The organism is Hymenobacter gelipurpurascens (genome assembly GCF_900187375.1).
GTDB lineage: Bacteria > Bacteroidota > Bacteroidia > Cytophagales > Hymenobacteraceae > Hymenobacter > Hymenobacter gelipurpurascens.
On record NZ_FYEW01000001.1, the window covers coordinates 252137 to 278380 of the forward strand.

The following is a 26244-nucleotide window of genomic DNA, read 5'->3' on the forward strand; positions in this document are numbered from 1 at the left end:
TCGGTGACAAAGATAGCCATCATCAGCATTGCCATGGGGCTTGCGGTGATGCTGGTGTCGTTTGCCATCTTGGAAGGATTCCGGAATGAAATCCAGAGCAAGATCTTTTCCTTTGGCGCCCACCTGCAGGTGAGCAAGTACGATACCAACAACTCGTTGCAGGTAGAGCCTATTGGGGCGCCCAAGCTGGTACAGCAGTTAAAGAACAATCCGCAGGTAAAGTCTACGCAGTCATTTGCGCGCAAGGCGGCCATTATCAAGACCAAGGAGGAAGTGCTAGGTGTGGTGCTGAAGGGCATTGATGAGAAAAACGGCCCCTCCACTATGCGCCAGAACCTGGTGGCCGGCAAGTTCCTGTCCTTCCCCGATACTGCCAGCAACGATATTCTGCTTTCGCGCAAAGTAGCCGACAAGCTGCGCCTCAAGCCCGGAGATGATGCCCTGTTCTACTTCATTCAGAATCCGCCCCGCGTGCGCAAGTTCACGGTGAGTGGTATTTACCAGACTGGCCTAGACGAGTTCGATGAGGTGTATGTCATCGGTGATTTGCGGCAGGTGCAGGAGCTGTACTCTTGGCCCGACTCGTTGGTGGGTGGGGTGGAAGTGGTGCTCAAGGACTTCAACCGCCTCGACCCCGTAGCCGACACCCTTTACGAAAACCTGCGCTACGACCTGAAGCTGGACAAGATTACTGACCAGTACGCCCAGCTCTTCGACTGGCTGCAGCTGCTCAACCGCAACGTGGTCATTTTCCTGATCTTGATCATTTTCGTGGCCACCTTTAACATGGTCGCCACTATTTTCATCATGATTCTGGAGCGCACCAACATGATTGGGGTGCTCAAAGCTATTGGGGCCACCGATAACCAAATCCGGAGTATGTTCTTTTTCCGGGGCCTGAGCCTGACGGTGCGTGGCATCTTCTACGGTAACCTAGTGGGCCTGGGATTTTGCGCCATTCAGTACTTTTTCCACCCCATTCCGCTGGACCCTGAGAACTACTACATGGACCGCGTGCCGATCTACTGGGACCTGTTCATTATTGTGGTGCTGAATGCGGCTACATTCCTGACCTCCTTAATGGCCGTTTTGATTCCGACATATTTGATTTCGCGGATCAAGCCCGTAACCGCCATCAAGTTCGATTAAGCTAATGCTGTGAGTGGCCTAGGCCAGGTACTAGGCCTATAAACTACAGGCCAATAAATTTCTTTTAGCGAGTAGGCCCGCAGATTGCATTTTTAGCAATCTGCGGGCCTTTTTGTGTTCATTTGATAACAATTGGATAACACCAAGGCCAAGCTCTACAGGTACTTTTGTATCTTTCCTCCGAATACCCACTCTTTCATCCTTCACCTTCTTACATGAAGAACAACTATTCAAAACGTGTGCTACCTGCTTTGCTGCTGGCCCTGGGCCTGAGCAGCGGTGCAGCGGCGCAGGTAACGCTTCAAAACAGCTCCTACACCGAAGAATTCGACGGTATTGGCACAGCACTTCCTAGCGGCTTCACCGTTCGTACGGGCGCTACAGCTACTGTTCCCGGCACTGAAGTGGCCCTCACGACTACCAAGACGCCTTGGGCTAACCTCTCGGGTCGGTTTAGCAACTATGCGTCCGCTGATGGCCTGACGGCTGCTGCCGATGCTGCTGCGCAAGATGCTTCTACTGACCGCGCCCTTGGGGTACGCCAGACAGGCAGTTTCGGAGACCCCGGAGCTGCTTTTGTTTTTCAGGCTACTAATACCACGAAACGGGCAGGTTTCTCGCTTTCCTTCAAGCTGCAATCGCTCGATAACACCTCCCCCCGTACTACTACGTGGCGGGTAGACTACGCTACGGGCGATACTCCTACCAACTTCCAGGCAATTGGCAACGGTACCACCAGCGGTGGTACTGCATTCAGCAATACGCCGGTAACCGTAAACTTCGGTAATGCGCTTAACAATAAGAGCGAGAAAGTGTGGATTCGGATTGTGGCGCTGGCTAACTCATCGGGTTCCAGTAATCGCCCTACCACGGCCATCGACGACTTTTCGCTAACCTGGACGAATATATTGCCCACCGATCCGGCCATTACGGTACCAGGTGCGCCGCTTACATTTGCCAGCCAATTGATCAATACAGCTTCTGCTTCGCAGAGCTACCAATTGAGTGCTGTCAATCTGACTGGTGACGTAACTGTAACTGCTCCGGCCAGCTTCACCGTTTCGAAAGATAATGCCGCTTTCACCTCTACTATTGCCTTCACCCCCGGTGAACTAGCAACGGCTAAGCCGGTGTACGTACGCTATACACCCACGGCGCTGGGAGTAGCCTCCGGGAACATTACGCACACTACTCCTGGTGGCCTAGAGGAAACCGTGGCCGTATCGGGTAGCTCTTTCGACCCCAACAACTTGGTTTTCAACTTTGAAAACTGCGTGGGTAGCACAAACCTTTCAGAGGGCTGGACGCAGTTCAGCGTAACGGGCGCTCAAGTTTGGGGCTGCACCACTTTTGGGCGCGATGCCACCGATGCTACTGGCAAGAAATCCAGCGGAAATGCTCTGCAAATAAATGGCTTCGCTACAACTAGCATCCAGAACGAGGATTGGTTGATTTCGCCGGCCCTGAACGCCTCTTCCTTCACGTACCCCTTGCTTTCATTCTATAGCCGCGTGGCCTTCTCGGGCGCTCCATTGCAGCTGAAAGTTTCTACCAACTACTCTGGCACCGGTAACCCCAACGCTACCGGCGTAACCTGGACGACCCTCGACGCAGCCTTCCCGGCTATCGGCTCCGATACATGGACGCTGACTGACAACGTTGACCTGACGGCCTTCAAGTCGGCTACCGTCTACGTGGCTTTTGTATATAACTCAACCACAGATGAGGCCGCCCGCTGGACTGTAGACGATGTGCGTCTGCGCAACTCCACCACGCCTCCTCCGCCTTCACTGGCTGTAAACACCTCTACACTGGCATTCGGCTACCGTGCTCATAACACGGCAACCACCCAAACGCTGAACGTAACCCTGCGCGACCTGACGGCTGCCGCTACCATTACCTCATCCAATCCAGTATTCCAGCTGTCGAAGGATGGTACCGCTTTCAGTAACTCTATTAGCTTCGACGCTACTGAAGCCGGTAGTGCGCCTAAAACTATAACTGTACGTTTCAGCCCCACACAGGCTAATACTAGCTACAACAGCACCCTCACGGTGGCCAGTGCAGGTGTAACTTCCCTCACCATTGATGCTACTGGCAACACGTATAACGTGGCTAACACGCTGGAAGTAGTAAGCTGGAATATTGAGTGGTTCGGCTCGCAGGCAGGCCTAGGCCCCCAAGACAAGGCTCTGCAGCAAGAGAACGTAAAGACTATGCTCACTAATCTCAATGCCGACATTTTTGCGCTGGCCGAGGTAGTTGATACGGTTCGTCTGGGTACGGTAGTGCGCCAGCTAGGTGGCTACCGCTACATGGTGTCGCCGGCAGCATCGGGCGGAAGCTCGGCCGGTACTAACTCCTTCTATGCTACGGCGCAGAAGCTGGTATTCGTGTATCGCACCAGTGTTATCAAGAATCCCACTTTCAAGGTGCTATTAGAGTGTGATAACCAGACCACTACCTGCTCGGCGTATTCCGATTGGTCGTCGGGCCGGTACCCGTATGCCATGGAGGCTGATGTGGAACTGAACGGCACCACCAACCGCATGCTGGTGGTATTGATTCACGCCAAAGCCAACACCAACCCCGTAGTTGACGCTTACAACCGCCGGAAAGCAGGAGCCGCAGCTCTGAAAGCTAAGCTTGACGCCGACTACCCCACTACCAAGTTTGTGATTGTAGGCGACTACAACGACGACCTCGACGAGACCATAACCGCTGGTGCTCCCTCCACGGAGTCTTCGTACAAAACATTCGTAGATGATGCTGCCAACTACCAGGCACTCACGCTGCCCCTAAGCTTGGCTAAGAAGAAGTCGACGGTGAGCTACAACGACGTAATTGACCACGCTGTGACTTCAAACGAGCTGGCTGCTAATTACTTGACTGGTTCGGCTGAAATCCAAACCAGCCTTGCAGCGCTGATTCCAAACTACGCCAACACCACCTCCGACCACTATCCGGTGCAAACCCGCTACGTGTTCGGCACCGTGACCAGCACCAAGCAGGTGCGTCTGGCGGAGCAGCTGATCATCAGCCCCAACCCAACGAGCAACACTATCAGCCTGCAGCTGCCCACGCTAGTCGGCAACCTAACGCTGCAAGTAACTGCTACCGATGGTCGTGTTATTTTCACGGGTACTGGCCGCGCCGAGCAGCTCAATCAGCAGCTTGCCCAGCGCGTGGGCTCCCTGAAAGCTGGCCTGTACGTGGTGCGCGCTACCAGCGCTCAGAACACCTACGTTGGCCGCTTCGTGAAGCAATAAGCTTCTCCTGTTTCTAGGCCACAAAAAGGCCCCGCACAATTTGTGCGGGGCCTTTTTTATGCGTTCTGTTAAGCGGTAGAAGTCGTAGGGTATGGCACAGATGTACCAACAAGAAGCGCCCCGCTGGCTTTCCGGCGGGGCGCTTCTTGTTGGTAGTGGCCTACACCGGGTGACCGTTATTTTAGCGCCTCAGCTACAGAGGTAGAGAGCGGCGTTGTTGGGTGCCCGATGAGTTGGGAGAGCTGGTGACTCTCATCAAACAACGCACCTTGTGACGCGCTTACATCCCAACCGGCAATGGCGTGGGCTAAGCCTTCGGGCAGCCCGAAGCTGGCGAGTGCAGCCGCGTATTCTGCCTGCGGAAGGTTTTTGTAGGGAATATCCCGGCCAGACTGGCGCGATATTTCGGCGGCCAGGTCCGTTAGCGTGTAGGCCTCATCACCGGCTAGCTCGTAGGTTTTGCCCTTGTGCCCAGGGCTCATGAGCACCGCCACGGCCGCCTCAGCAAAGTCAGCCCGCGAAGCCGAGGAAATCCGGCCTTCACCGGCACTGCCGATAAACGCACCGCCCGCCAAGGCGCCCGGAATAGACCCAGTATAGTTTTCGGTGTACCAGCCGTTGCGCAGAATCGTGAAGGGAATACCCGAAGCTTTCAGATCGGCTTCCGTGGCGCGATGCTCATCGGCCAGGCTAAGCGGCGACGAATCGGCGTGTAGCAGGCTGGTGTAGATGATGTGCTTCACCCCTTTCTTTTTGGCTGCCTCCAGAACGTTGCGGTGCTGCGCGGCTCGTTTGCCTACTTCGCTGGAGGAAATCAGCAGTAAAGTGTCGACACCCGCAAGTGCGGTTTCCAGCGTTTCGGGGCGGGAGTAGTCGGCTTCGCGGGCCGTAACGCCTAGGTCAGTCGCTTTGGCGGGCGTCCGGACCAGCGCGAGAACTTGATCGGCGGGTACTTTGGCGAGAAGTTTCTCGACAACGATTCGGCCGAGTTGGCCGGTGGCTGCGGTGATGGCAATGGTCATGGCGTAGTTAGGATATGATGAGCAATACAAAATTACTTCCTATACTTACGTAAAGTAAGTACGTACAAAAAGGTAAGTATGAAAAAAAGTAAAATAGTTGCGACGCCGGAAGCTAATGGTTTGGCTGATAAGTTACAGCGCGGCGATTTGATGTCAGAGGCTTGTCCTTCCCGAACGGTACTTAAACATATAACCAGCCGGTGGGGAGTACTAGTGCTGATTGCGCTGGAAGGAAAAACCCGCCGTTTCAGTGAGCTGCGGCGCCTGATTAACGGTGTGAGTGAGCGGATGCTGGCCCAAACGCTGCAGTGGCTGGAAAGCGATGGGTTAGTGAAGCGAGTGGCCTACGATGTGGTGCCGCCCCACGTAGAATACAGCCTGACGCCTCTAGGCCAGGAAGGCGCCGCCAAAGTGCGAGACCTCGCCGATTGGATAGAAGCCAGTCTCCCAAGCATTGCGCAGCAGTGGAACGCTCCCTCCGTCAACTAAGCTGACATTCAGCGTTCATATAGGAGTATCGCATATCAAGCTGGCCATTCTTCGAAGTGGCCTAGAACACAAAATCTGGATGCGTGAAGTAGCAAAATGCTGCTTCACGCATCCAGATTTTGTGTTCTAGGCTGTAAGGAAGGAAACTATTGGCCTAGAGCCACTGGCTTTGCAGAATCAGGTTGGGGTTGGGGCAGAGGGCCGCCCATTTCTCGCGTTCTTCGGGGAGGGCTACGCCGGGGAAGTCGCCGGAGCGGCCTTCCAGGTCGCTGATTATCTGGAAGTGGAGGTGAGGCGGCCAGTCGCCGTTTTCGGGTGCGGGGCCTACTTCCGTGAACACTTCTCCTTTTTCGATGGCCATGCCGGGGCGGAGCAGCATGGTTTCGCGGCGGGTGAGGTGGCCGTAGAGGGTGTAGAACGTAGTGTCTTCGAGCTGGTGCTGCAGAATGACGGTGGGGCCGTAGTCGCCGTAGTTGTCGTTGTCCTGCACGCTGTGCACGGTGGCATCAAGCGGCGCCATTACGGGCGTGCCGGCGCGCAGCCACACATCAACGCCTAAGTGTAGGGAGCGGGACGGCACCGCCGGATCGGGGTCGCCAAATAACTCGCTGCGCCTATAGATAACCCGGTTTTCGAGGTAGCCACCCACACCGATGTGGGCGTTCTGCGCTTCTAGCAACTGGCCTACCAGCTCTTCAAAAGCCGCAGTATTGTGCAGGTTGGCATTCTTAAGCAGCGGATTGGTCGCCGAAAAATCCAGGCGGGCTACATCGGGGGCGTTGAGGTCGATGGGCAGCACGGCGGCAAATTCGTGCTGATGATTTTCCAGAAGCTGGGCAAGCATAGAAAGAAAGTAGGATTGAATACGGTGGGAAAGTGGCCTAGCGAGGCAATTACGCACGTTCTAGGCCACCCTTCAACGCAAGATTTTATACCACGTTGAAGAGGAGTGCAAGCTAAAGCATCCGCCACAGAATCCCGTACTTTGCGGCTCGGGCCAACCCTAGGCCAGTTCCTGTGTTATTCATCCTTCAGTCTTTCTGATTTTCTGCACCCGCACCACCCTATGAGCAGTCAGTACCTTACGCTCAACGTCGTCGAGCTCACCCAGGAAACCTCCGATGCCGTTACCATCCATTTCGAACGCCCCGACCGCCAGCCCGTAGCCAGCCAGCCAGGCCAATTCCTGACGCTGATTCTGCCCTGCGGCGCCGGTGGCAAAAAGGAGCGCCGGGCCTACTCTCTGAGCAGCACGCCCGCCGAGGCCCCGCGCCTTGCCGTAACCGTGAAGCGCGTGCCCGGCGGACTGATGAGCAACTATTTGCTGGATACCGTGCGCGTAGGCCAGCAAATGGAGGTAATGGCGCCCATCGGCAACTTCACTTTGCAAACGGCGCCCAAGTCGGCTCGCTCGTTTGTGCTGGTAGGAGCGGGCTCGGGCATTACGCCCCTGATGAGCATGCTGAAAGCAGTATTGCGCGAGGAGCCGCAAAGCCACGTGCTGCTGATCTATGGCAACCGCAACGAGGCCTCCGTGATTTTCCGGGAGCAGCTGCGGCAACTGGAGCAGCAGTACGCCGGCCGCTTCCAGATAGAGCACGTGTATAGCCAGCCCACCGGCCCGGTAGCGGGGCACCAGCACACGGGCCGCCTCAACCGCACTATGCTGCTGCGTATTCTGGAGCAGCGCCACCAGTTCCCGGCCGATCAGGCCGACTATTACCTCTGCGGACCCGAGGGCCTGATGACGGAAGCCAAAGCCGCTCTTGAGCTGCTGGGCGTACCCGCCAGCCGGATCCGGCGGGAGAGCTTCATCGCGGCCGCCGACACGGCGGAAGCCGCTGCCACGCAGCCCAACGGCCACGGCGACGTATCGGCGGCGGATGACGACGGCAAAGTGGTGAGCCGTACTGTTACCATCAATTATGAAGGAGCTGAGTATCAGTTCGTGGTAGAGCCAAATCAGACTATCTTAGAGGCTGCTCTTGATCTGGATATAGACCTGCCGTATTCCTGCCAGGCCGGGCTTTGCACGGCTTGCCGCGGCAAGTGCCTTTCGGGTAAAGTGCACCTGGATGAGCGCGAAGGCCTCTCAGATCGGGAGATCAGCCAAGGCTACGTGCTTACCTGCGTAGGCCACCCGCTGACGAGTGATGTGGTAATTGAAATCGACTAGGAGGAACTAGGCCACTGCGCGCCAATTTTCCTAACCCGAAGCCTGCCTTCCCGCGTACAGAACCTTTCTATGAATCCAACCACCGCCCCCACTGCTGCCGACTTGGCTACCGATACGCAGCGTCCGCTCCGGCAGTACTTGCCCGAGGATTTCACGGTTTCCGACTGGGCTGCCATTGAACCCTATTTCGCCGAGTTGCGCGACCGTACCCTCGACTCGGGCGCGGAGCTGGAGCGCTGGCTGCTAGACCGCTCCGAGCTGGAATCGGTGCTGAGCGAGGACCTGGCTTGGCGCTATATCCGCATGACGTGCGACACGCAGGACCAAACCCGGTCCGAGGCGTTTCAGTATTTCGTGAGCGAGATTGAGCCCAATGTAGCGCCTTACGACCACGCCCTTAACGAGAAAATGATAGCCTCGCCGTTCCTGCCCGATCTGGACCCGGCGCGGTACCGCGTGTTTACCCGTTCGGTGCGGCAGGCGCTGGAAATCTATCGGGCCGAGAACATTCCGCTCAAAACCGAAACCAGCACCAAGCAGCAGCAATACGCCGCCACCGTAGGCGCCATGACGGTGACGCTCGGCGGCGAAGAAATGACCTTGCCCCGTGCCGCCGACCGCCTCAAAAGCCCCGACCGCGCCGTGCGCGAAGAAGCCTGGCGGGCCATTCAGGCGCGCCGCATTCAAGATGCCAAGCCCCTCGATGCGCTCTTCACGGACCTAATAGGCCTACGCCACCAGATGGCGCTAAACGCCGACTACGCCAACTTCCGCGACTATATGTTCGCGGCGCTAGGCCGCTTCGATTACACCCCGCAGGACTGCTTCAACTTTCACCGGGCTATTCGGGAAACGGTGGTTCCCCTGATTGATGACCTCGATCTGGAGCGTCGCCAGGACCTGAACCTGCCCGAGTTGCGCCCTTGGGATTTGGATGTAGACGTATCGGGCAAAGCGCCCCTGCGGCCTTTTGATACCGGAACGGAGCTGCTGGAAAAAACCATCACCGTTTTCCAGAACCTCGACCCCTTCCTGGGTGACTGTCTGCGGACAATGCGCCAGATGGGCCACCTGGACCTGGAATCGCGCAAAGGAAAAGCCCCCGGCGGCTACAATTACCCGCTGGATGAAACTGGTGTGCCGTTCATCTTCATGAATGCCACCAGCTCCCTGCGCGATGTGGTGACCATGCTGCACGAAGGTGGCCACGCCGTGCACAGCTTCCTGACACGCCGCCTGCCGCTTTCTGCCGATAAGCACCCGCCATCTGAAGTGGCTGAGCTGGCTTCCATGAGCATGGAGCTGATGAGCATGGACCAGTGGGACGTATTCTTCACCGACCCCGATGAGCTGCGCCGCGCCAAGAAAACGCACCTCGAAAGCGTACTCGAAACCTTCCCGTGGGTAGCCACCATCGATAAGTTTCAGCACTGGATCTACGAAAACCCCGAGCATACGGAAGATGAGCGCCACCAGCGCTGGACGGAGATTTTCGATGAGTTCAACCAGCGCACAGTCAGCTGGAAAGGCCTGGAAGAGTTCAAGCCCTACCTCTGGCAGAAGCAGCTACACCTCTACGAAGTGCCCTTCTACTACATCGAGTATGCCATGGCGCAGCTGGGGGCCATTGCGGTGTGGCGCAACTTCCACCAGAATCCGCAGGTGGGCCTGGAGGCCTACAAGCGGGCCCTGGCCCTGGGCTACACCGCGCCCATCGGCGAAATCTACGCCGCCGCCGGTATCCGCTTCGATTTCAGCACCGAATACCTGCGTACCCTCGCCGACTTCGTGCACGAGGAAATGACCAAGCTCTAGGCCAGTCGGCGTAAGCTAAACTGGGTATAAAAGAAAAGCGGCCGGAGCAATCCGGCCGCTTTTCTTTTATAGGATAGAGTACAAGTCGGATAAAGACGCCGGATAGGAATGAGTGGAAGGAATAGGGCAAGCGTGTTTATACCAGGATGAGCGACCGACTTCTTGAAAGGTTGTATGCAGGTGAAATAAATTCATTAAGCGTTGGTTATCAGGGGTAAAAAATAAAAAAGCCTGTTGCAACGGTCGTGCTGAGCGGAACCGAAACATCACTACCGCTGGCTACTCAACTGGCCTATTACCAACTCAACGAAGCGGTAGAGATGCTTCGACAAACGGACGTCAGATCAAGCATGACGTTCTTTTGAATTCCAACTGAGACCTAGTGCATTGGTCTAGGACTTTTCTGGATTGATAAATAGGAATTAGTTCTGCAGCGTGAAGAGGGGCAGGGGCTTCAGCTTGCTGTATTGACCGCCGAGTTGCTGCAGCTCGGCGCCGTGTACTTGCAGGTAGTTGTTGAAGCGCGTGGCCGCTTGGTCGTAACGAATCCGGAAGACAACCACTTCGGCGTTGGCATCCTGAATCTGCGTGGTGAGGGTTTTAATGTCGGTTGGGGGTTCCTTGTCGGCGGGTAGGGCCATGTTGTACACCATGCGGAGCACGGAGTCCTGGGCCACATCGTAGGCATCAATCCGCGCCGATTCCGCCATGTTCTGCTGATCGTACCGAAGGATTTTTAAGCGCGTGTTGGCCCGGCGTATGTAATTGACCTGCTCGCGATTGGCATCGGGCTGGGTTTCCAGAATGGTGAGCAGCTGCTGGGTATTCTGCAGTTTGGCGTCGTCGCTGGCCACCATTTCCTGCCAACGGGCCTGCACAGTGTCGCGCAGGATATTCACTTGCGTTTTAACAGCCTCTTTCGAAGCCGGGTCAATCAGTTTGGGCTTCCGATTACAGCCCGATGTAGCAAGTAGCAAGGCCAGCAAGAGCCAGAGACTATTTTTCATGTTGAAAGAAGAGGAGGATTTAGCAAAGTCCCAACGGAAATCCAGACAAAAACAATCAATTACCAAACCAAGAACGTAGCAAATTTTCTTGAGCCGTCGCGGGGTATCGTTCCTAGGCCACTCAGTTCGTCCCTACGGCTGGTCTGTGTACCTTTGTGGCCTGCTGAGTGGCCTAGCATTGGCCCGGCACAGTTTGCAACTAGTCCAAGATCTCCCATCATGAGTGATATCACCCCCCTCGATAAAGTAGGCGAGTTCGGCCTGATTCGTCGTATCCAGGATACCATTACCCTAAACCAGCCCAGCACCATCCTCGGCATCGGCGACGATGCCGCTATTCTGGCCCCCGAAGCCGGGCAGGAGGTCGTCATCAGCACTGATCTGCTAGTGGAAGGAGTGCATTTCGACCTCACATTCTGCCCACTCAAGCACCTTGGCTACAAGGCCGTGGCCGTAAACGTATCGGACGTGGCCGCTATGAATGCCACGCCCACGCAAATTGTGGTGGCTCTGAGTGTTCCGTCGCGTTTTTCGGTGGAAGCTGTGGAGGAGTTATACGAAGGCATGCGCCTGGCCTGCGAGGCCTACAATGTGGACCTAGTGGGCGGCGATACCACCGGCAGCCGCTCCGGCCTGACCATCGGTATCACGGCGCTAGGCCAGGTGGCCGCCGGAAAAGCCGTGCGCCGCAGCGGGGCAGGCAACAACGACCTGATCTGCGTAACCGGCGACCTGGGCGGTGCTTACCTGGGCCTGCAGGTGCTGGAGCGCGAAAAGCAAGCCTGGCAAGCCGACCCCGAAACGCAACCCGAGCTCGACAAATATCCTTACGTACTCCAGCGCCAGCTACGCCCCGAGGCCCGTATGGATGTGGTGTATGAGCTGCGCGACCTGGGCGTGGTGCCCACCAGCATGATAGACGTATCCGATGGGCTGGCCTCCGAAGTGCTGCACCTCTGCCAGGCCAGCGGCACGGGTGCACGCATCTTCACTGAAAACCTGCCCATTGCCAACCCCACGCTGGAAGTAGCCGAGGAATTCAACCTCGACCCCATTATGTGCATGCTCAACGGCGGCGAGGACTACGAACTGCTCTTTACAGTCCCGCTCTCGGCCCACGACAAAATCAAAAACCACCCCGATATCACCATCATCGGGCACATGGTAGAAAAGAGTGAAGGCGCCAACCTCATCACCAAATCCGGCCAGCCTGTGCCGCTCCGCGCTCAGGGCTTCAATCATTTTGATCAGTAAGCGCCCTATGACGAGCTTCTAGGCCAGTTATTGCGAGGAGGCACGACGAAGCAATCCTTCCTTAGCACGCTACAATCTTTGACCTACTCAAAAGCCCTTACTCCCACCGGGAAAGTAAGGGCTTTTCAGTGCATTAATAGTTCGTGCAACAACAAGGAAAATTGCTTCGTCGTGCCTCCTCTCAATGACTCTAATCCTCGGGGTAGGGGATGTAGACGAAGTTGGTGAACTCCTCATCCAGCACGAACAGGCAGCAATATTCGTCAGCGTCGCGGTAGGTGCTCTGGAAGGCTTCGATGCCCTCCTGGCTTACGATGCCCTGCTGCACGAATAGCTCCAGGTAGCTGGCGAAAACGTGCCACTCCAGGTTGGCCTCGTCGGCGTTAATTAGGAGGCCACCTAATGGCACCTCCTGGCGCGCGAAAACGAAAATGGGGTACTTGGAAATATCCCGCTTGCGGATCTGGGAGGAAGCCTCGCTCAGGGTATCAGAGACGGTAGCAAAATCCTTGGTGATGGTGCCGAGGTATTTGCCGTTCAGTTCGGGGTCGTTGGTGTAGTCCATGGGGAAGCTGAATTAAGAGATGGGAACCGCTTTGGGAAAGCGTACGAAGCGGTCGGCCAAGCGCTTTCCGAGGCGGATAGCCGGCCGCTCTACCAGCATATTGAATAGGGTAGCGGCCAGGAGCGTGCTGCCTACCACAGCAAACAGCAGGCCCCAGAAAGCCAGCGTGGAGGACGGGAAGAAGCCAGCCAGCTTATCCCAATGGTCCATTACGTACACCACGAAAAACCAGTGCAGCAGGTACACACTATAGGAAATGCGGCCCAGGAACAAGAGCGGCCGTTTCACGAGGGCGCGTTGCAGGCGCGGGCTATTGATGATGTAGGCCAGGATGAGGGCCGCCGCCACTCCCGTAAAATGAAACATATCCAGCCGCAACAGGCCTAGCCAATAGTTGCTGATTTCGCCCAGCGGGAAGATGCGCGTAATGTGGCGCAACGAAAACAGCGCCAGCACCGCGGCATAAATACCGTACCGATACGGATACCATGCGGCCTGCCGGGCATCGTAGGAGGCAATGCGCCGGAAGTAATAGGTTAGCCAGATGCCCAGGCAAAAATGGAATAACTCCCAGAGGATAACCGAAGAGCCAAAAATCAGGATACCGACAACCACATACCCAAACAGCTGGCGGCTGTAGCGCAGCAGTAAAGCCAGAAAGGGGACAAACAACGACGCGGCCATTTCGGCCTCCAGCGTCCAGGCCGGAATGTACAGATCGTGCTTTCCGCGTATTAGCAGGGCCTCTTCTACCCAGCGGTGCTTGTTGGTGGCAAACTCAGAAACAAGTTGGGTAAGCCCCTCGTGCCGATGGCTGTAAAGGTAGTATATGGCCAAGGCGGCCAGCAGCGGAAGATACAGGCGTACCGTTCGGTTGATGGCAAAATGGCGGTAGTGGGGGCCATCAATAACCAGCGTGGTATCGGGCTCAAAATACTTCCACGACAACACCAACCCACTCAACACGAAGAACAGAGAAACGGCATCGCTGCCGTTAAAGAGAATTGCCCCGAGCTTGAATTCCAGCGTCTCGGCCCAGCGCCAGCCGGTGAAGTGGTAGATAACCACCGCAAAAGCAGCTAGTCCGCGGACACTATCGAGGTACTCAATTCTTCGCATGAAACAAGGTGGATAAAGCTATGCTAGTTAGTTGATGCTCATTTTTTTGGACTACACCCTGTGCGCGGTCGTTGGTGTAGTCTATGTAAGTATTAAGCCTTTTTGGTCTGTAACTGCTGAGCTGATTTTATTGCAGCTAATGCACGCTTTAACTTTCGTTGATTCGAACCATAATAAAATGCTGATCTGCCTCTTCGCGATCCACCATGAATAACATTAAGGTACACTACATCAACGGCGATGAGAGCTGTTACAGTCTGCCCAGCACCTCTCCACCACTTTTTATTATTGGGTCCAGCGGTGACAACATATTTGGTATTCATGAGCACATCCCAGCCGAGGGTTCGGAAAGCTGTAATAACTAACTTTCTATTATCATGAATGTCTAAGTTGGTTGCAACTGGGATGAGGTCGTTTTCTTTGCTCAAGAAATATACACCATACCCTAGTAGGCTAATTATAACCCCTAGTCTGCCTGCCTTATTGAGGGCCCAGCCATTCACTTCAAAAAGTATGAGGATAACAAAAGCCAAAAAGCTACTCTCAGCGCACAGTCCTATTAGATCAGCTAACCAGTCACGTTTGCGAGCTAATTTACCTCTCTTAATGGAGGCCAGCCATATTGATCTAAGCATTCTACTTCAACTCCAGCAGCACCACATTCTCCACGTGGTGCGTGTGGGGGAACATATCCACAGGCTGCACTTTCACCACTTCGTAGGCCTCATCCAGCAGCTCCAGGTCTCGGGCCTGGGTGCCGGGGTTGCAGCTGACGTACACGATGCGCGGGGCACGCATTTCCAATAGGCGGGCCACTACATCGGGGTGCATGCCGGCGCGGGGCGGGTCGGTGATGACCACGTCGGGGCGGCCGTGCTTCTCGATGAACTCGGCGTTGAGCACGTCTTTCATGTCGCCGGCGTAGAACTCGGTGTTGGTGGTGCCGTTGATTTCGGAGTTGATGTACGCGTCCTTCACCGCCGACTCTACATACTCTACGCCCACCACGTGCTTGGCCTGCCGGGCCACGAAGTTGGCAATGGTGCCGGCCCCGGTATAGAGGTCATACACCAGCTCTGAGCCGGTGAGCTGGGCAAACTCCCGCGTGATTTTGTAGAGATTGTAGGCCCCTTCGGAGTTGGTCTGATAGAAGGATTTCGGCCCGACGCGGAAGCGCAGGCCTTCCATCTCCTCATGAATGTACGGCTCGCCCTTGTAGCACACTACCTCCAGATCGTGGAAGGTTTCGTTGCCCTTATCGTTGAGGACGTAGTTCAGGGACGTGATTTGCGGGAACCGCTCGTAGATGTAGTCCAGCAGGGGCAGTAGCGCGTCGTGGGCGTAGTAGCACTGCAGAATCACCATCAGGTCGCCGCTGTTGGCCGTCCGGATGATGAGGTTGCGCAGGAAGCCTTCCTGGGTTATCAGGTTGTTGAAGGGCAGCTCGTGCTCCAGGGCGTAGTCGCGCACAGCCAGCCGGATCTGGTTACTGGGGTCGGGCTGCAGCCAGCAGTGGTTGATGTCCAGAATCTTATCAAACCTGGCCGGCGTGTGGAAGCCCAGCACGCGACGCTCGTAGTTGTGGCCGCTGGCAATCTGCTCGTTCGTGAGCCAGCCGTTGTGGCTGAACGTATATTCGAGCTTGTTGCGGTAGTAGGTCTGGTCGGGCGAGGCCTGAATCGGTAGGATTTCGGGCAGCGCCACTTTGCCAATGCGCTGGAGCGTATCGGCTACCTGCTGGTGCTTAAACTTGAGTTGGGTTTCGTAGGCCAGGTGCTGCCATTTGCAGCCGCCGCAGGTACCGAAATGCTCGCAGAACGGCGTTACGCGCAGCTCGGAGTACTTATGGAAGTGCGTGGGCACGGCCTCCAGGAAGTTCTTCTTGGCCTTGGTCACGCGCAGATCCACCACGTCGCCGGGCGCTACTTGCGTCACAAAAATGACCAGGTTCTCGCGGCGCACCAGGCACTTGCCCTCGGCTACCATGTCGGTGATTTCGACTTCGCGGAGCAACTCCGCCGGAATGTTTTTTACTGATTTCCTCACAAGCGCAAAGGTAATCACGGATTCAGACGGATTTCTCGGATTGCACGGATTAAAACCATGCGTGTTTCTGACGCAGGAGTGCTGCCCGCTAGGCCTGTTTACTATCATCACACTTGATCTTCCATAACATCAAGTGCTCAAAAGCACGTCATCCTGAGCTTGCGAAAGATCTTATCACGATAACACGAGCCGTTCTAGGCCAGTCGTTTTTACGTAACAAGATCCTTCGCAAACTCAGGATGACGTGCCTTTAGCGCTCAGTGGTTTTATCTAGTTATTTCAAACCAGCCTTTGTAGGAAGTACCGTCCTGTAGTTTGAACAGGTAATAGTACATGCCCGCGCCCTGGTCCTGACCACCGTAGGTGTTGCGGTAGTTGGTGGTGGCGTACACCTGCTTACCCCAGCGGTTGAAAATGGTAAGCGAGTTGTTAGGGTAGAGCGCTACGTTATCAATGGTGAGCACATCGTTTTTGCCGTCGCCATTGGGCGTGATGATGTTGTAGAACGCCAGCGGATTCTCGTAGGCCACACACGCATTATTTGAGCTGGAGATGCGAGGAGTAGCCTCGGTGCTCACGGCTTGTACCCGGAAACACTGGTTGAAGCCAGCGGTGCTGGAAGCCAATGAATATTGCAGCGTGGTGGCCGGAACGGTGGCTATCAGCTCGGCGGTGCCATTATCAACAGCGCGCAGCACGCGGTATTCCTTCACCACGAAGCCCTGGTAGGCCGTCCAGCTGATTTGGGCTTGGCCTACGTTGCGGCCGCCGTTGCTTTGCGTGGCCGTGGCTTTGGTTAGGATGGTGGTGTGCTCCTGGCTGTTGAGCAATGTGCCGCAGGCATTGGTCAGGTTGATGCGGTACTGATACGCCTTGGCATCGGCGTCTACGGTGTTGTCGGTGAACGTAGTGGCCGTGTTAGCCGCATTCCCGATTACCGCATACGCGCCGGTGCTACCGGCATCGCGCCGCAGAATCTGCACGCGGTTGGTGTTGCCGGTGTTATTAGGCACGTTCAGGGCCAGCGTGATCTTGCGGTCATCGGTTAGCTCTACCGAAGCCGTATTCAGTGCAATGGTAGCGTTATCAGGCCGAATGGTGAGCGTAGCTGCGCAGCTTGTGCTGGTGGTTTCCGTAACGGAAAGTGTAACGTTGGTGGCACCGGCCGGAATATCTACTACCACGGCGTTGGTGCCTTGGCCGCTGATGATGGTGCCGCCCAAAATCGTCCATTGGTAAGTGCCATTGGCCTGCCCGGTTGCTGTGTAGGCCAGTCCGGTGCGAGCTTCGGGGCAGTAGCTGGGCGGACCAGTAATAGCCAGCGGTGGTACTATCAGGAAAGTCTTGGTGTAGGCCACTCCGGCGCAGCCGTTGGCGTTGGTTTCCTTGATGGTGAGGGTGTAGGGCACAGTGCTGGCCGCTGGCGTTGGGAGCGTCACCGTATTGCCGGTGCCCGTTAGAGTCGTTCCATTCAGGGCAAAAACGTAGGTAGAGGTGGCCGCCCCTGGCAGCGAGAACGTGAGGTTGCCCGTGCCGGCGCAACCGCGGTCGGGTCCGGCAATGGCCAGGTTGGTGGCCGGTGCCGGCAGCACATTCACGTACAGCGTATCGCTCTGCCCAAAGCAGCGGCCACCCGCCGGGTTGCTCGATTCCGTAACAACCAATTTCACGATGCCCGTGCGGGTCCAGTTCACCTGCACAGAAGCCTGGTTGGTGCTCACCTGCGTGCCGCCCACAATCTGCCAGGCGTAGGTTGAGCCGTTGGTGTAGAGCGTCTGGTAAGTAAATGGGCCATCCGACATACATACCTGCAGCGGGCCGGTGGGCTTCTGCGTAATCAGTTGCTGATTTACGCGCACCGGGAAAGTGGTGGTATCAGAAGAGCAGCCCTGCGCATTTAGCCGGTAGGCCTGCACGGTGGCGGAGGTAGTAGGGCCGTCCCAATTGACCGTGATGGCGCTGGTGCCCTGGCCGCTGGCAATGCGCCCACCAGTCACAATCCACTGGTAGGCTGTGCCGCGCGGGTTCCGGATGCTGTAGGCCACCCCCTGCACCGTGGGGCACACGGAGGCGCTGCCCTGGATGGTATCGGCTTCGGGACGGGGATTGATGGTGATGCGCACCGTGCTGGTGGCCGCGCATGTCTGGGCCGAAGAGGCCGTCAGGGTGTACGTCAGCGTCACGGGAGCCTGGGTGCGGTTGCTGGCCGTAAGTACCGGCTGGGCCGAAGAAGTGTTGCCTAGGCCAGTAGCTGGCGTCCACTGATAGGTGTAGCCCGGTAATGCCGGTGTGCCCAGCGTCAGGCGCTGTCCGTCACACACCGTTTGGTCGGGGCCGGCATTGGCCACTGCGGGCGGGTTGATGGTGATGCGCACGGTAGCCGTGCCGGTGCAGCCCTGCGGAGTAGTGGCCGTAAGGGTAAACGTGTATACCTGGCCCGGCGCGGCCGAAGCAGGAGCCGTAAAGGTTGGCTGTGCCGAAGTAGTGCTGCTAAGGCCCACTGCCGGGCTCCAGCGGTAAGTAAAGCCCGGAACATCCGTGGCACCCAAGGATACCACACCGCCAGGGCAGACAGACTGATCATTGCCGGCAAATGGAGAGGCCCCGGGGCCTACGATGACGGTGGTCTGGCGCGAGGTAGTGCACACGCCATCCGTAGTAGTTACGGTGTAGGTGGTAGTTTGCGGGGGCGAAACCGTGATGCTGGCACCCGTGAACGTTTGCCCGCCGCCCGTCCAGGTGTAGGCCACGCCGCCCGTAGCCGTAAGTGTGGTGGAATTACCGGGGCAGATCGTGACGGTGGGAGTAACGGACAGCGCGCCAGCCTGGCGTACATCAACGGTGCGGGTCACGGAGTCGGTATCGCAGCCGTAGGCCGAAACACCGCGCAGTACCACTTGCCCCGTGCCGGCCGTATTCCAAAGTACCTGCACTGAGCTGCCCGTGTTGGCGCCCTGAATGGTGCCGCCGCGGACCGTCCAGCGGTAGCTGCCAGCGGTGGGGCCGGTGGCAGTATAGGTGCTGGCCTGGGCCCGGTCGCAAATCACTGCTTCTCCCGTAATGCCGGTGGGGCCCGAGGCCTTCGTTACGTATATCTGGTAGATATCAGCCACGCTTTTTGCGCCGCAGGTAATGTCCGTGGCGGTTACTACCACATCGTAGGGCGTAGCGCGGGCATTCCCGCAGCGGGAGTTAAAAACAAACTGGCCCGAAACCCGGCCGCCAGTGCCTTGCAGCGTTGCGCTGCCGGTGGGGTTGCCGGGTACCACCGCGCCCGGGTTTCCGCCAAAGCTGGCATCGAAACCGCCCGCACCATCCAGCAGAACGCTGTTGGCTTTCAGGTTAATGGGGTTGCCATCGACATCAGTTGCCGTTAGATTAAAACTAACGGGCTGGCCTTCTTCTACCGTAAACACACGCGAGGACGAAGACTGCGAGGAGGAGGCAGAAATGACGGGCGAATTATTGGCCGGGCACGTCCGGACCACGAGCTGAATGTCGCGGCGCGTCGCCCCAATCAGCACCTCCGCACCGTTGATGGTTCGATACTCTTTTACTTCCACGGCCACTACGTAGGCACCCAACCGGGGCGCTGCATAGCGGCTCAGGCCGTTGCTGGCATTCAGGTATGCATAGCTGCCGGGGCCAGGGCCGAAGGGTGCTGTCAGGCTATAGCCGGTATTGTACGGGACGGGCGTAGGGTTGCCCGTAAAGGAGTTGGGCAGAATGGCCCCTCCACCTACCTGCTGCGGACCATAGGGGCGGCTGAACGAATAAATAAGCCGGTCGCCATCGGGGTCCACGGCGTTGTTTACCAGAATGCTGGTATCTCCCTGGCAGATAACGGCTACGGCCGTATCAGAGAAAGTAGGAGAGGAGTTGGGCAGCAGGGGCGGGGCCATTTCGGCATAAATCAGCTGCGCATATTGGTCGGAGTTCAACAGGTTGCTGATACCCGCGTTCCGGGTGCCGTCGCTATACACGGCATAGTAGCCATCGAAGGAAACGGGCAGATTGACCACCGTTTCATACCGGCACAAGCGCACTATCAGCGACTGAGTGCCGGGTGTAGTGCAGCTGCTGGGCTGCGCGGGCGTCACGATGGGGCTGGAAATCAGCGGCAGGGAAATGCGCGAAATAAGCGCGCCATTCTGCGATTTATTATAGAAGCCTACATCTATTCGGGGTCGGCCATCGGGAACCTGCGAAGTGATGGGGTCGGCATTCACATAAATCAGCACCGTTACGCGGTAGCGGAAAGGCGCGCTGCTGGGCCCATCGGCGCCCAAATATTTATAGCTCATTTCGCCGCCCACTAAGTGAGAAGCGGCGGCCGGTAAAGCGCCAAGCACGCACCACAATAAAAAAAGCAGGCAGCTACGAAGTAAAGCTGTACGCATAGAAACAGGATAACAGAAGGAAAGTAAGGCGTAGCTCGGCCCGTAGGCCACCCAGGCGATTAGCCAGCGGGTGGCCTAGGAGGCGGCAGCGGAAAAATTATTCGCGGATGAGGCGACGAACGGCGGTCTGGCCGTTGGCATTTTGCAGGCGCAGCACGTAGAGTCCGGCCGGTAGGCCACTCAAGTCCAGGGCTGCATCCTGGGCGGGTTGCAGGCGCAGCTGTTTCTCCAGCAGGCGGGCGCCCAACAGGCTCTCAACCCGCACGGTGTACAAGCCAGCCGAGTTGGCATCGAGCAGCCGCAAGTGAGCGGTGCTGCCCGTGATGGGGTTCGGGAACACCTCTAGGCCAGTCAGCTCGCGGGCGGCGGTAGTGGGCGTTGCCTGGCCACTGATAAGTACCGTGTAATCCTCCGTTTCAGCATTAATCTGACTGGTCCAGCAAGGATTGGCCTGGTTTGCATTCAGGCGAGTAACAATGCGCATGCGCGTGCTACCCAGCAAGGCCGCCTGGTTGGGCACCGAAATAGGCATGGACAACGGATTGTTGCTCACCACATCACCCAGTAGTTCGGTAGTAGCAAATACTCCGTCGCGGTTCCAATCAATCCAGACCGAGGTGGTGCGTTGAAAACCAGAGTTGGTACTAACCCTGAGCGTTGCCGTCTGGCCTAGGCGCAGCGGTATTTGTTGCGCGAGGAAGTTGCCGTATCCGTTGGGGTCGGCCACCGAATTGTGGCTGAAAATAGATGTGCCGTTAGTGGCAGCCAGGGCCACGTTCGTAATCCAAATATTCTGGTTCTGCCCCGTGGAAGCACAATACGGGTTGCAGGGAATTGCTACCTGCACATAGTTGGCTACTGTCTTGGTTTGGGCGCCGAAGGCATTGGTAGCCGTGAGCGAGACGGTATAGGAGCCGGCGGTGGTGTAGGTGTGGGCGGGGTTTTGCAGCGGGCTGGTAGTGCCGTCGCCGAAGGTCCAGAGCCAGCTGGTGGGCGCATTCTGGCTTTGATCCGTGAACTGCACCGCGGTCTGGCAGGTGCCGGCGGTATAGTTGGAGGTAAAGTCGGCTACCGGAGCGCTGGTATTGGCCCGCAGCGTAATGGTGTAGTCCTCTGCCTGCCCGTACTGTATGCCGGAGCAAGCCGTAAACGGCGAGCCCACGTAATCTGAAACCACCCGCAAACGTAAAGGCTGCTCCGTTATGGCCGTAGCCGGAAGCACAAGGGTACCGCTGGGGCTTGTGGTATTCAGGGCTCCATAAATCAGCTCTGAAGTAGTAAACGAGCCGTCGTTATTCAGATCTAGCCACACCCGCGTATCCTGGGCCGAGGTGGGGTTGGTCGTTAGGCTGATGGTATAACGGTTCCCGATGGTCAGCGTGGCTTTCCCTGAGCACGTGAAGTCCTCGTAGCCCACCTGTCCGTTGGCAGAAGCTTTGGATAAGGGGCCTAGCGTGAACTGCGTGATACCGTAGTTGCAGCAGTAGGCCAGGGTTTGGGGAGTGCAGGCGGCCGCCTTAGGCACCGCACTATCATAGGAAATGTAGCTGGTGCGGGTTTTGGTAGTGCTGCCGCTGCCATTGGTAGCCGTAAGCGAGACGGTGTAGGAGCCGGCGGTGGTGTAGGTGTGGGTGGGGTTTTGCAGCGGGCTGGTGGTGCCGTCGCCGAAGGTCCAGAGCCAGCTGGTGGGCGCATTCTGGCTTTGATCCGTGAACTGCACCGTGCCCGAGCAGGTTTGAGGCTGGTCGGCCGTGAAGTCGGCAACTGGCGCAACCGTGCTTTGGGTGGCCGTCACGGAATAGTCTTCCGTTTGGGAATATTGCGGCGTAGAGCAAGTAGTAGGTACGGGCGCATTCACATAGTCGGCGGCTACCCGCATGCGCAGGCGCGTGCCGGTTACGGTGCCGGCGGGCAGCCGCAGGTTGCCGGTGTGGGTGCGGGCCGCGTTCGAGCTGAAGACCAGTTCCGAGGTGGCATTTAATATGCCATCATTGTTCAGATCAATCCAGACCCGCACATTCTCATCTGCATTACTGTTGGTTTTGATGCTGATGGGCGCATCAGTCCCGATCAGCAGCGCGGCATTTTGGGTACAGGAATAGTCCTTATATCCTTCGAAGCTGCCCGGAGTGGAGTTATTGATGCTGCCCATCGTCACGTTAAAAATGCCCATGCCAAATGCCGTGTTGGCGGCGGGCGCACCACCGGGCGTGCAGCTGCTGGTGGCGGCCGGGCATTGCGCCAAAGCGCCCATAGGGCCTAGCACAGTAGTCAGGAATAGAACAGGCAATAGTCGGCTTAGTACGCCTTGAGGTGCGCGTAGAGTTAGAGCCATAGAAAGACGAAGGACATGCAAGAATATAGAAGCTTAAATGTAGCGACAAGTAGCCGCAAAACACAATTTTACCTTCCTGCAATTCCTGCCAGAAAGCTGGCACATGCTCCTGATTCCGGTCACGGTATCCTGCCGGGAATTGCTGTAGTTTTGCTCTTTCTTCCGCTGACGAATACCGCAGTTTCTTCCCTCATGAAAGATAAAGTAGTGCTCATTACGGGTGGCACTTCCGGCATTGGCCGGGCCACCGCAATAGCCTTTGGGCAGGCCGGCGCCCACGTAGTAGTAACCGGCCGCGACGAAGCGCGCCTGCAGGATACCGCCCAGGAACTCACGCGGCTCGGCATCAGCCACCGCACTGTGCGCGCCGATGTGGGCGTGCAGGCCGATGCCCAGCGGGCCGTAGAGGAGACGGTAGCCGCGTTTGGACGCCTGGATGTGCTCATCAATAACGCCGGCATCAGCATGCGCGCCCTCTTCCGCGATGCCGAGCTGGATGTAATTGAGCGCCTGATGCAAACCAACTTCTTCGGCACCGTGTATACCACCAAGTTTGCGCTGCCCTACATCACGAAGGTAAAAGGCTCCATTGTCGGCATCAGCAGTATTGCGGGCTACCGGGGGCTGCCGGGCCGCACGGGTTACTCCGCCTCAAAATTTGCCATGCACGGCTTCCTGGAAGCACTTCGGACGGAGTTGTTGCCGCAAGGAGTGCACGTATTGTTGGCTTGCCCGGGCTTCACGGCCTCCAACATTCGCAATACGGCTTTGGCCGCCGATGGCTCGCAGCAGGGCGAGTCGCCGAGGGATGAGCAGAAGATGATGAGCAGCGAAGAAGTAGCCAAGTACCTGGTAGAAGCCGTGCAGCACCGCCGCCGCGACCTGGTTCTGACGGGCCAGGGTAAACTGACGGTGTTCCTGAACAAATGGCTCCCAGGTCTTACGGATAAGCTGGTGCTCAGTCACTTTCGCAAAGAAGAACCGGATTTCAACGTATAGCACAGCTGCCTCCTGGCCTAGCGAATTGCTGACTTAACTAAGGCGCACAGCAAACGAGCGTTACATCAGAAAAGGGAGTGGCCTAGGCCACTCCCTTTTCTGATAAAGCAGGCTTATTGAACCAGCAGCAGATCGGGCCGGCGGATGTAGGCATCCTGGCCTTTCCAACGGACGCGGTACCAGATATCCTGTTGGCCCTGCACTTCAAACCGGTCGCCGGCCGCGGCAGTAGTCAGCCAGGCAGCTCCGGCAGCTGGCCCAGCCATCAGGGCCGCATTAGGACGGGCCACCAAGCCCACCCGCACGGGTGCCAGCAGGTTCAGGAAGGCAGCTACCCCAAGCAGGTAAATGGCATACACAGACCACCAGGTGCGGCCTGCCGTGCGCCGCCGGGCCTGCAGCAGTATTCCTCCCACTACGGCTATGGCCAGCAACCCCTGCAACAGCCGGTTGTAGTAGCGCTGAAACGTGATGGCCAGGCTCTGCCGCCACGTATTGGGGTAACCGGTCAGGCGGTATTCCTGCGCCAGGGCCACCATCTTGCGCCAGGTAGCATGGCGCGGATACCAGTTTTGAGCCACGCTGAGGTAGTAAAGCGCCGCCGGATAGTGGCCTAGGCCTTCCTGCACGTAAGCCATCCGAAGCAGCTGACGGGCCGATTGTTGGTCTTGCTGCTCCCGTATTTGGCGATATACACGGAAAGAAGGCTCAGCCTGCCCGGCTTCAAACAACGAATCGGCCTTTTGCAGCGAGGGATTAATTGTTTGTCCCTGAATGTCTTGCAGGCAAAAAGCTGAAAACAGGGCAAAAAACCAGAAAAAAATAGCGGGGGTTTTTCGCAAAACGTTTGGAGTATATAAGGTGACCCACTACTTTTGTGCCACAATCAGCGAAAAACGTTCGCCAATTGCAAAGAAAACGATTCTGTAGCTCAGCTGGTAGAGCAATACACTTTTAATGTATGGGTCCTGGGTTCGAATCCCAGCGGGATCACCAAAAATGACAACAAAAAGCCTCTGACAATCGTCAGAGGCTTTTTTGTTGTACCTGGGTTCAGCACGCGCTACTTCAGCTTGTCGTAGCGAAGCAACGCCTCCAAGTAGTAATAGTCGGCGTACACGAGGGGCGCATCCACTTCTGAGTTGGCCGGTCGGTGAGCTACACTGTGTTTTAGCAGGAAATTCTGGTTTTCGCCAATGGCCGCCCGGTACGCGGGGCTGCTTAGGCTGAGTAGTATTTGTTCGGCCGCTTTCCGGTAGCGACGGGCATCTGCGGCGGGGCAATACTGGCCTAGCTCCAGCAGCGCCGAGGCCACAATGGCCGCCGCCGATGCATCGCGCTCTTCCTGCGGAATACGGGGCGCGTTGAAATCCCAATACGGAATTTTGTCGGCGGGTAGGTTGGGGTGGTTTAGAAAGAAGTCAGCGGTTTTGCGGGCCTGTTGACGGTAGCGGTCCAGCTTGGTATCCCGATACATGGTGGTATAGCCGTAAATGGCCCACGCCTGGCCGCGCGCCCACGCCGAGTTGTCGGCGGCGCCTTGGGCGGTCCGTTTGGCTAGCGGCTGGCCGTGGTCGTCGTAGCATACCACATGGTACGTGCTGCCATCGGGGCGGAAATGGTGACGGAGCGTATTGTCGGCGTGCGTGATGCTGAGGCGCCGCAGCGTAGAATCGCCGGTGGTGCGGGCGGCCCAGCAGAGCAGCTCCAGGTTCATCATATTATCGATGATAACCGGATAGGTGAAGCCCGCAAACTCATTCCAGGATTTGATAAGGCCCACCTGAGGGTTGAAACGCGTAGCAAGCGACTGCGCTCCGGTCAGCATAATGGGCTTGTAGGCCACGTTTTGCGTGAGGCGGTAGCCATTGCCGAAAGGGCAATACAGCATAAAGCCCAGGTCGTGAGTGCTGGTATTGTGCTGCTCCTTGGCCATTGCCATGCTCCACCGGTCGGCGGCCTGCTGCCATTGCGGCTTGCGCGTGTAGTCATACAGATACCACAGCGAGCCGCCAAAAAAGCCGCTGGTCCACCACTCCGAGGGGGTGTCTTTCAGGGTGCCATCGGGCCGGACGGAATAGGGAAACTTTGTGAGGTCGGGGTGAGACTGTAACAGCAGGGAGTACTGTTTCTCGGCCCGCGCAAATTCCTGCCGGACATTTAGGCGGCGCGCTTGCGCGAAGGCTGGTAGGCCACTACAGCAGCAGGCTACACAAAAGGCAGCCACAAAGCGCAAGAAATCAACAGTACGAATCATGGCAACAAGCTACGCTAAATGCAGATATCCGGGCATGGAGCTAAGGCAGTCGGCTGTCCTGAGACCAAAAGGCGGTAGTCAAGTAGTCAAGCGTTTGCTTTCTACACGACAGGCTATTTGTGCCAGCATTGGGGAGAGGAAATCAGGCTAGATCAGCGACTGCAAAGATTTTGTCAATTATTTTTTGCTGGCCGTAGATTCTGTTTGTGAGATATTTATGCTGGTGAAAGCGACGAAATAAGCCCTCCGTAAGTAACTAAAGCGTAAGCCGGATTTGCAGAAGCCAACTCAACCTTCTACTTTTGCCATCCCTTCTACGGAGAACAAGGCCGGAAAGAGGGA

General features: G+C 57.0%; 18 protein-coding genes and 1 tRNA gene. 8 read left to right on the forward strand and 11 right to left on the reverse strand.

The genetic code is table 11. The annotated features are described in order from the left end of the window. The first annotated feature begins 3 nt into the window (after nucleotides 1-3). Both CFT68_RS01115 and CFT68_RS01120 read left to right on the forward strand, forming a co-directional pair. A complete protein-coding gene (locus CFT68_RS01115) occupies nucleotides 4-1149 on the forward strand; it encodes an ABC transporter permease (protein WP_245815243.1) in 1146 nt (381 codons plus the stop codon). A gap of 215 nt (nucleotides 1150-1364) precedes the next feature. Beyond that, the gene (locus tag CFT68_RS01120) at nucleotides 1365-4418 is read left to right on the forward strand and encodes a T9SS-dependent choice-of-anchor J family protein (RefSeq protein WP_088841590.1); all 3054 of its coding nucleotides are present in this window, start codon (nucleotides 1365-1367) and stop codon (nucleotides 4416-4418) included. 176 nt (nucleotides 4419-4594) lie between these two features. Here the strand turns inward: CFT68_RS01120 and CFT68_RS01125 are convergent, their stop codons facing one another. Continuing rightward, nucleotides 4595-5440 (reverse strand): SDR family oxidoreductase, encoded by an 846-nt coding sequence (locus CFT68_RS01125; protein WP_088841591.1) that lies wholly within the window; start codon nucleotides 5438-5440, stop codon nucleotides 4595-4597. Nucleotides 5441-5560: 120 nt separating this feature from the next. On the opposite strand from CFT68_RS01125, the gene CFT68_RS01130 reads away from it, so the two are divergent. After that, nucleotides 5561-5929 (forward strand): winged helix-turn-helix transcriptional regulator, encoded by a 369-nt coding sequence (locus CFT68_RS01130; protein ID WP_245815244.1) that lies wholly within the window; start codon nucleotides 5561-5563, stop codon nucleotides 5927-5929. Between the two features lie 154 nt (nucleotides 5930-6083). Here CFT68_RS01130 and CFT68_RS01135 read toward each other — a convergent pair whose 3' ends face one another. Next, nucleotides 6084-6773, reverse strand: a complete 690-nt coding sequence (locus CFT68_RS01135) for a peptidoglycan DD-metalloendopeptidase family protein (RefSeq protein WP_088841593.1) — start codon at nucleotides 6771-6773, stop codon at nucleotides 6084-6086. Between the two features lie 222 nt (nucleotides 6774-6995). Between CFT68_RS01135 and CFT68_RS01140 the strand changes: the two genes are divergently transcribed. Together CFT68_RS01140 and CFT68_RS01145 are read left to right on the forward strand one after the other, a co-directional pair. Beyond that, complete coding sequence (locus CFT68_RS01140) at nucleotides 6996-8105, forward strand: ferredoxin--NADP reductase (protein ID WP_088841594.1); 1110 nt, start codon at nucleotides 6996-6998, stop codon at nucleotides 8103-8105. A gap of 69 nt (nucleotides 8106-8174) precedes the next feature. Next, the gene (locus tag CFT68_RS01145; RefSeq protein ID WP_088841595.1) at nucleotides 8175-9920 is read left to right on the forward strand and encodes a M3 family oligoendopeptidase; all 1746 of its coding nucleotides are present in this window, start codon (nucleotides 8175-8177) and stop codon (nucleotides 9918-9920) included. A 422-nt stretch (nucleotides 9921-10342) separates the two neighbouring features. On the opposite strand, the gene CFT68_RS01150 is transcribed toward CFT68_RS01145, so the two are convergent. After that, nucleotides 10343-10927 (reverse strand): hypothetical protein, encoded by a 585-nt coding sequence (locus tag CFT68_RS01150; protein ID WP_088841596.1) that lies wholly within the window; start codon nucleotides 10925-10927, stop codon nucleotides 10343-10345. Between the two features lie 219 nt (nucleotides 10928-11146). Between CFT68_RS01150 and thiL the strand changes: the two genes are divergently transcribed. Beyond that, nucleotides 11147-12181 carry a thiamine-phosphate kinase gene (gene thiL / locus CFT68_RS01155; RefSeq protein ID WP_088841597.1) on the forward strand — a complete coding sequence of 345 codons (1035 nt, stop codon included), beginning with the start codon at nucleotides 11147-11149 and terminating at the stop codon, nucleotides 12179-12181. 190 nt (nucleotides 12182-12371) lie between these two features. Here the strand turns inward: thiL and CFT68_RS01160 are convergent, their stop codons facing one another. From CFT68_RS01160 to CFT68_RS22300, 6 genes are all read right to left on the reverse strand, one after another. After that, complete coding sequence (locus tag CFT68_RS01160) at nucleotides 12372-12746, reverse strand: hypothetical protein (RefSeq protein WP_088841598.1); 375 nt, start codon at nucleotides 12744-12746, stop codon at nucleotides 12372-12374. Between the two features lie 12 nt (nucleotides 12747-12758). Then, the gene (locus CFT68_RS01165; protein WP_088841599.1) at nucleotides 12759-13865 is read right to left on the reverse strand and encodes an acyltransferase family protein; all 1107 of its coding nucleotides are present in this window, start codon (nucleotides 13863-13865) and stop codon (nucleotides 12759-12761) included. A 92-nt stretch (nucleotides 13866-13957) separates the two neighbouring features. Continuing rightward, nucleotides 13958-14398 (reverse strand): hypothetical protein, encoded by a 441-nt coding sequence (locus CFT68_RS01170; RefSeq protein WP_141106390.1) that lies wholly within the window; start codon nucleotides 14396-14398, stop codon nucleotides 13958-13960. 103 nt (nucleotides 14399-14501) lie between these two features. Beyond that, nucleotides 14502-15911 carry a 23S rRNA (uracil(1939)-C(5))-methyltransferase RlmD gene (gene rlmD / locus CFT68_RS01175; RefSeq protein ID WP_170934666.1) on the reverse strand — a complete coding sequence of 470 codons (1410 nt, stop codon included), beginning with the start codon at nucleotides 15909-15911 and terminating at the stop codon, nucleotides 14502-14504. Between the two features lie 266 nt (nucleotides 15912-16177). Continuing rightward, nucleotides 16178-20263, reverse strand: coding sequence for a T9SS type B sorting domain-containing protein (locus CFT68_RS01180; protein WP_141106391.1), 4086 nt, complete (start codon nucleotides 20261-20263; stop codon nucleotides 16178-16180). A gap of 145 nt (nucleotides 20264-20408) precedes the next feature. Continuing rightward, nucleotides 20409-22646, reverse strand: a complete 2238-nt coding sequence (locus CFT68_RS22300; protein WP_088841603.1) for a GEVED domain-containing protein — start codon at nucleotides 22644-22646, stop codon at nucleotides 20409-20411. 192 nt (nucleotides 22647-22838) lie between these two features. Here CFT68_RS22300 and CFT68_RS01190 point away from each other — a divergent pair, with 192 nt between their 5' ends. Continuing rightward, nucleotides 22839-23645 (forward strand): SDR family oxidoreductase, encoded by an 807-nt coding sequence (locus tag CFT68_RS01190; protein WP_088841604.1) that lies wholly within the window; start codon nucleotides 22839-22841, stop codon nucleotides 23643-23645. 113 nt (nucleotides 23646-23758) lie between these two features. On the opposite strand, the gene CFT68_RS01195 is transcribed toward CFT68_RS01190, so the two are convergent. Further along, entirely contained in the window at nucleotides 23759-24487 is a 729-nt protein-coding gene (locus CFT68_RS01195; RefSeq protein WP_088841605.1) for an SH3 domain-containing protein, read from the reverse strand. A gap of 78 nt (nucleotides 24488-24565) precedes the next feature. Between CFT68_RS01195 and CFT68_RS01200 the strand changes: the two genes are divergently transcribed. Further along, nucleotides 24566-24641 (forward strand) — tRNA-Lys (locus CFT68_RS01200). Nucleotides 24642-24708: 67 nt separating this feature from the next. Here CFT68_RS01200 and CFT68_RS01205 read toward each other — a convergent pair. Then, a complete protein-coding gene (locus tag CFT68_RS01205) occupies nucleotides 24709-25902 on the reverse strand; it encodes a glycoside hydrolase family 88 protein (RefSeq protein WP_088841606.1) in 1194 nt (397 codons plus the stop codon). Between the last annotated feature and the right edge of the window lie 342 nt (nucleotides 25903-26244).

Bases quoted from the DNA above. Each gene is read 5' to 3' on its own strand.
- CFT68_RS01120 (WP_088841590.1), top strand. From the start codon at position 1,365: ATGAAGAACAACTATTCAAAACGTGTGCTACCTGCTTTGCTGCTGGCC.
- CFT68_RS01125 (WP_088841591.1), bottom strand. From the start codon at position 5,440: ATGACCATTGCCATCACCGCAGCCACCGGCCAACTCGGCCGAATCGTT.
- CFT68_RS01135 (WP_088841593.1), bottom strand. From the start codon at position 6,773: ATGCTTGCCCAGCTTCTGGAAAATCATCAGCACGAATTTGCCGCCGTG.
- CFT68_RS01140 (WP_088841594.1), top strand. From the start codon at position 6,996: ATGAGCAGTCAGTACCTTACGCTCAACGTCGTCGAGCTCACCCAGGAA.
- CFT68_RS01145 (WP_088841595.1), top strand. From the start codon at position 8,175: ATGAATCCAACCACCGCCCCCACTGCTGCCGACTTGGCTACCGATACG.
- CFT68_RS01150 (WP_088841596.1), bottom strand. From the start codon at position 10,927: ATGAAAAATAGTCTCTGGCTCTTGCTGGCCTTGCTACTTGCTACATCG.
- thiL (WP_088841597.1), top strand. From the start codon at position 11,147: ATGAGTGATATCACCCCCCTCGATAAAGTAGGCGAGTTCGGCCTGATT.
- CFT68_RS01160 (WP_088841598.1), bottom strand. From the start codon at position 12,746: ATGGACTACACCAACGACCCCGAACTGAACGGCAAATACCTCGGCACC.
- CFT68_RS01165 (WP_088841599.1), bottom strand. From the start codon at position 13,865: ATGCGAAGAATTGAGTACCTCGATAGTGTCCGCGGACTAGCTGCTTTT.
- CFT68_RS22300 (WP_088841603.1), bottom strand. From the start codon at position 22,646: ATGGCTCTAACTCTACGCGCACCTCAAGGCGTACTAAGCCGACTATTG.
- CFT68_RS01190 (WP_088841604.1), top strand. From the start codon at position 22,839: ATGAAAGATAAAGTAGTGCTCATTACGGGTGGCACTTCCGGCATTGGC.
- CFT68_RS01205 (WP_088841606.1), bottom strand. From the start codon at position 25,902: ATGATTCGTACTGTTGATTTCTTGCGCTTTGTGGCTGCCTTTTGTGTA.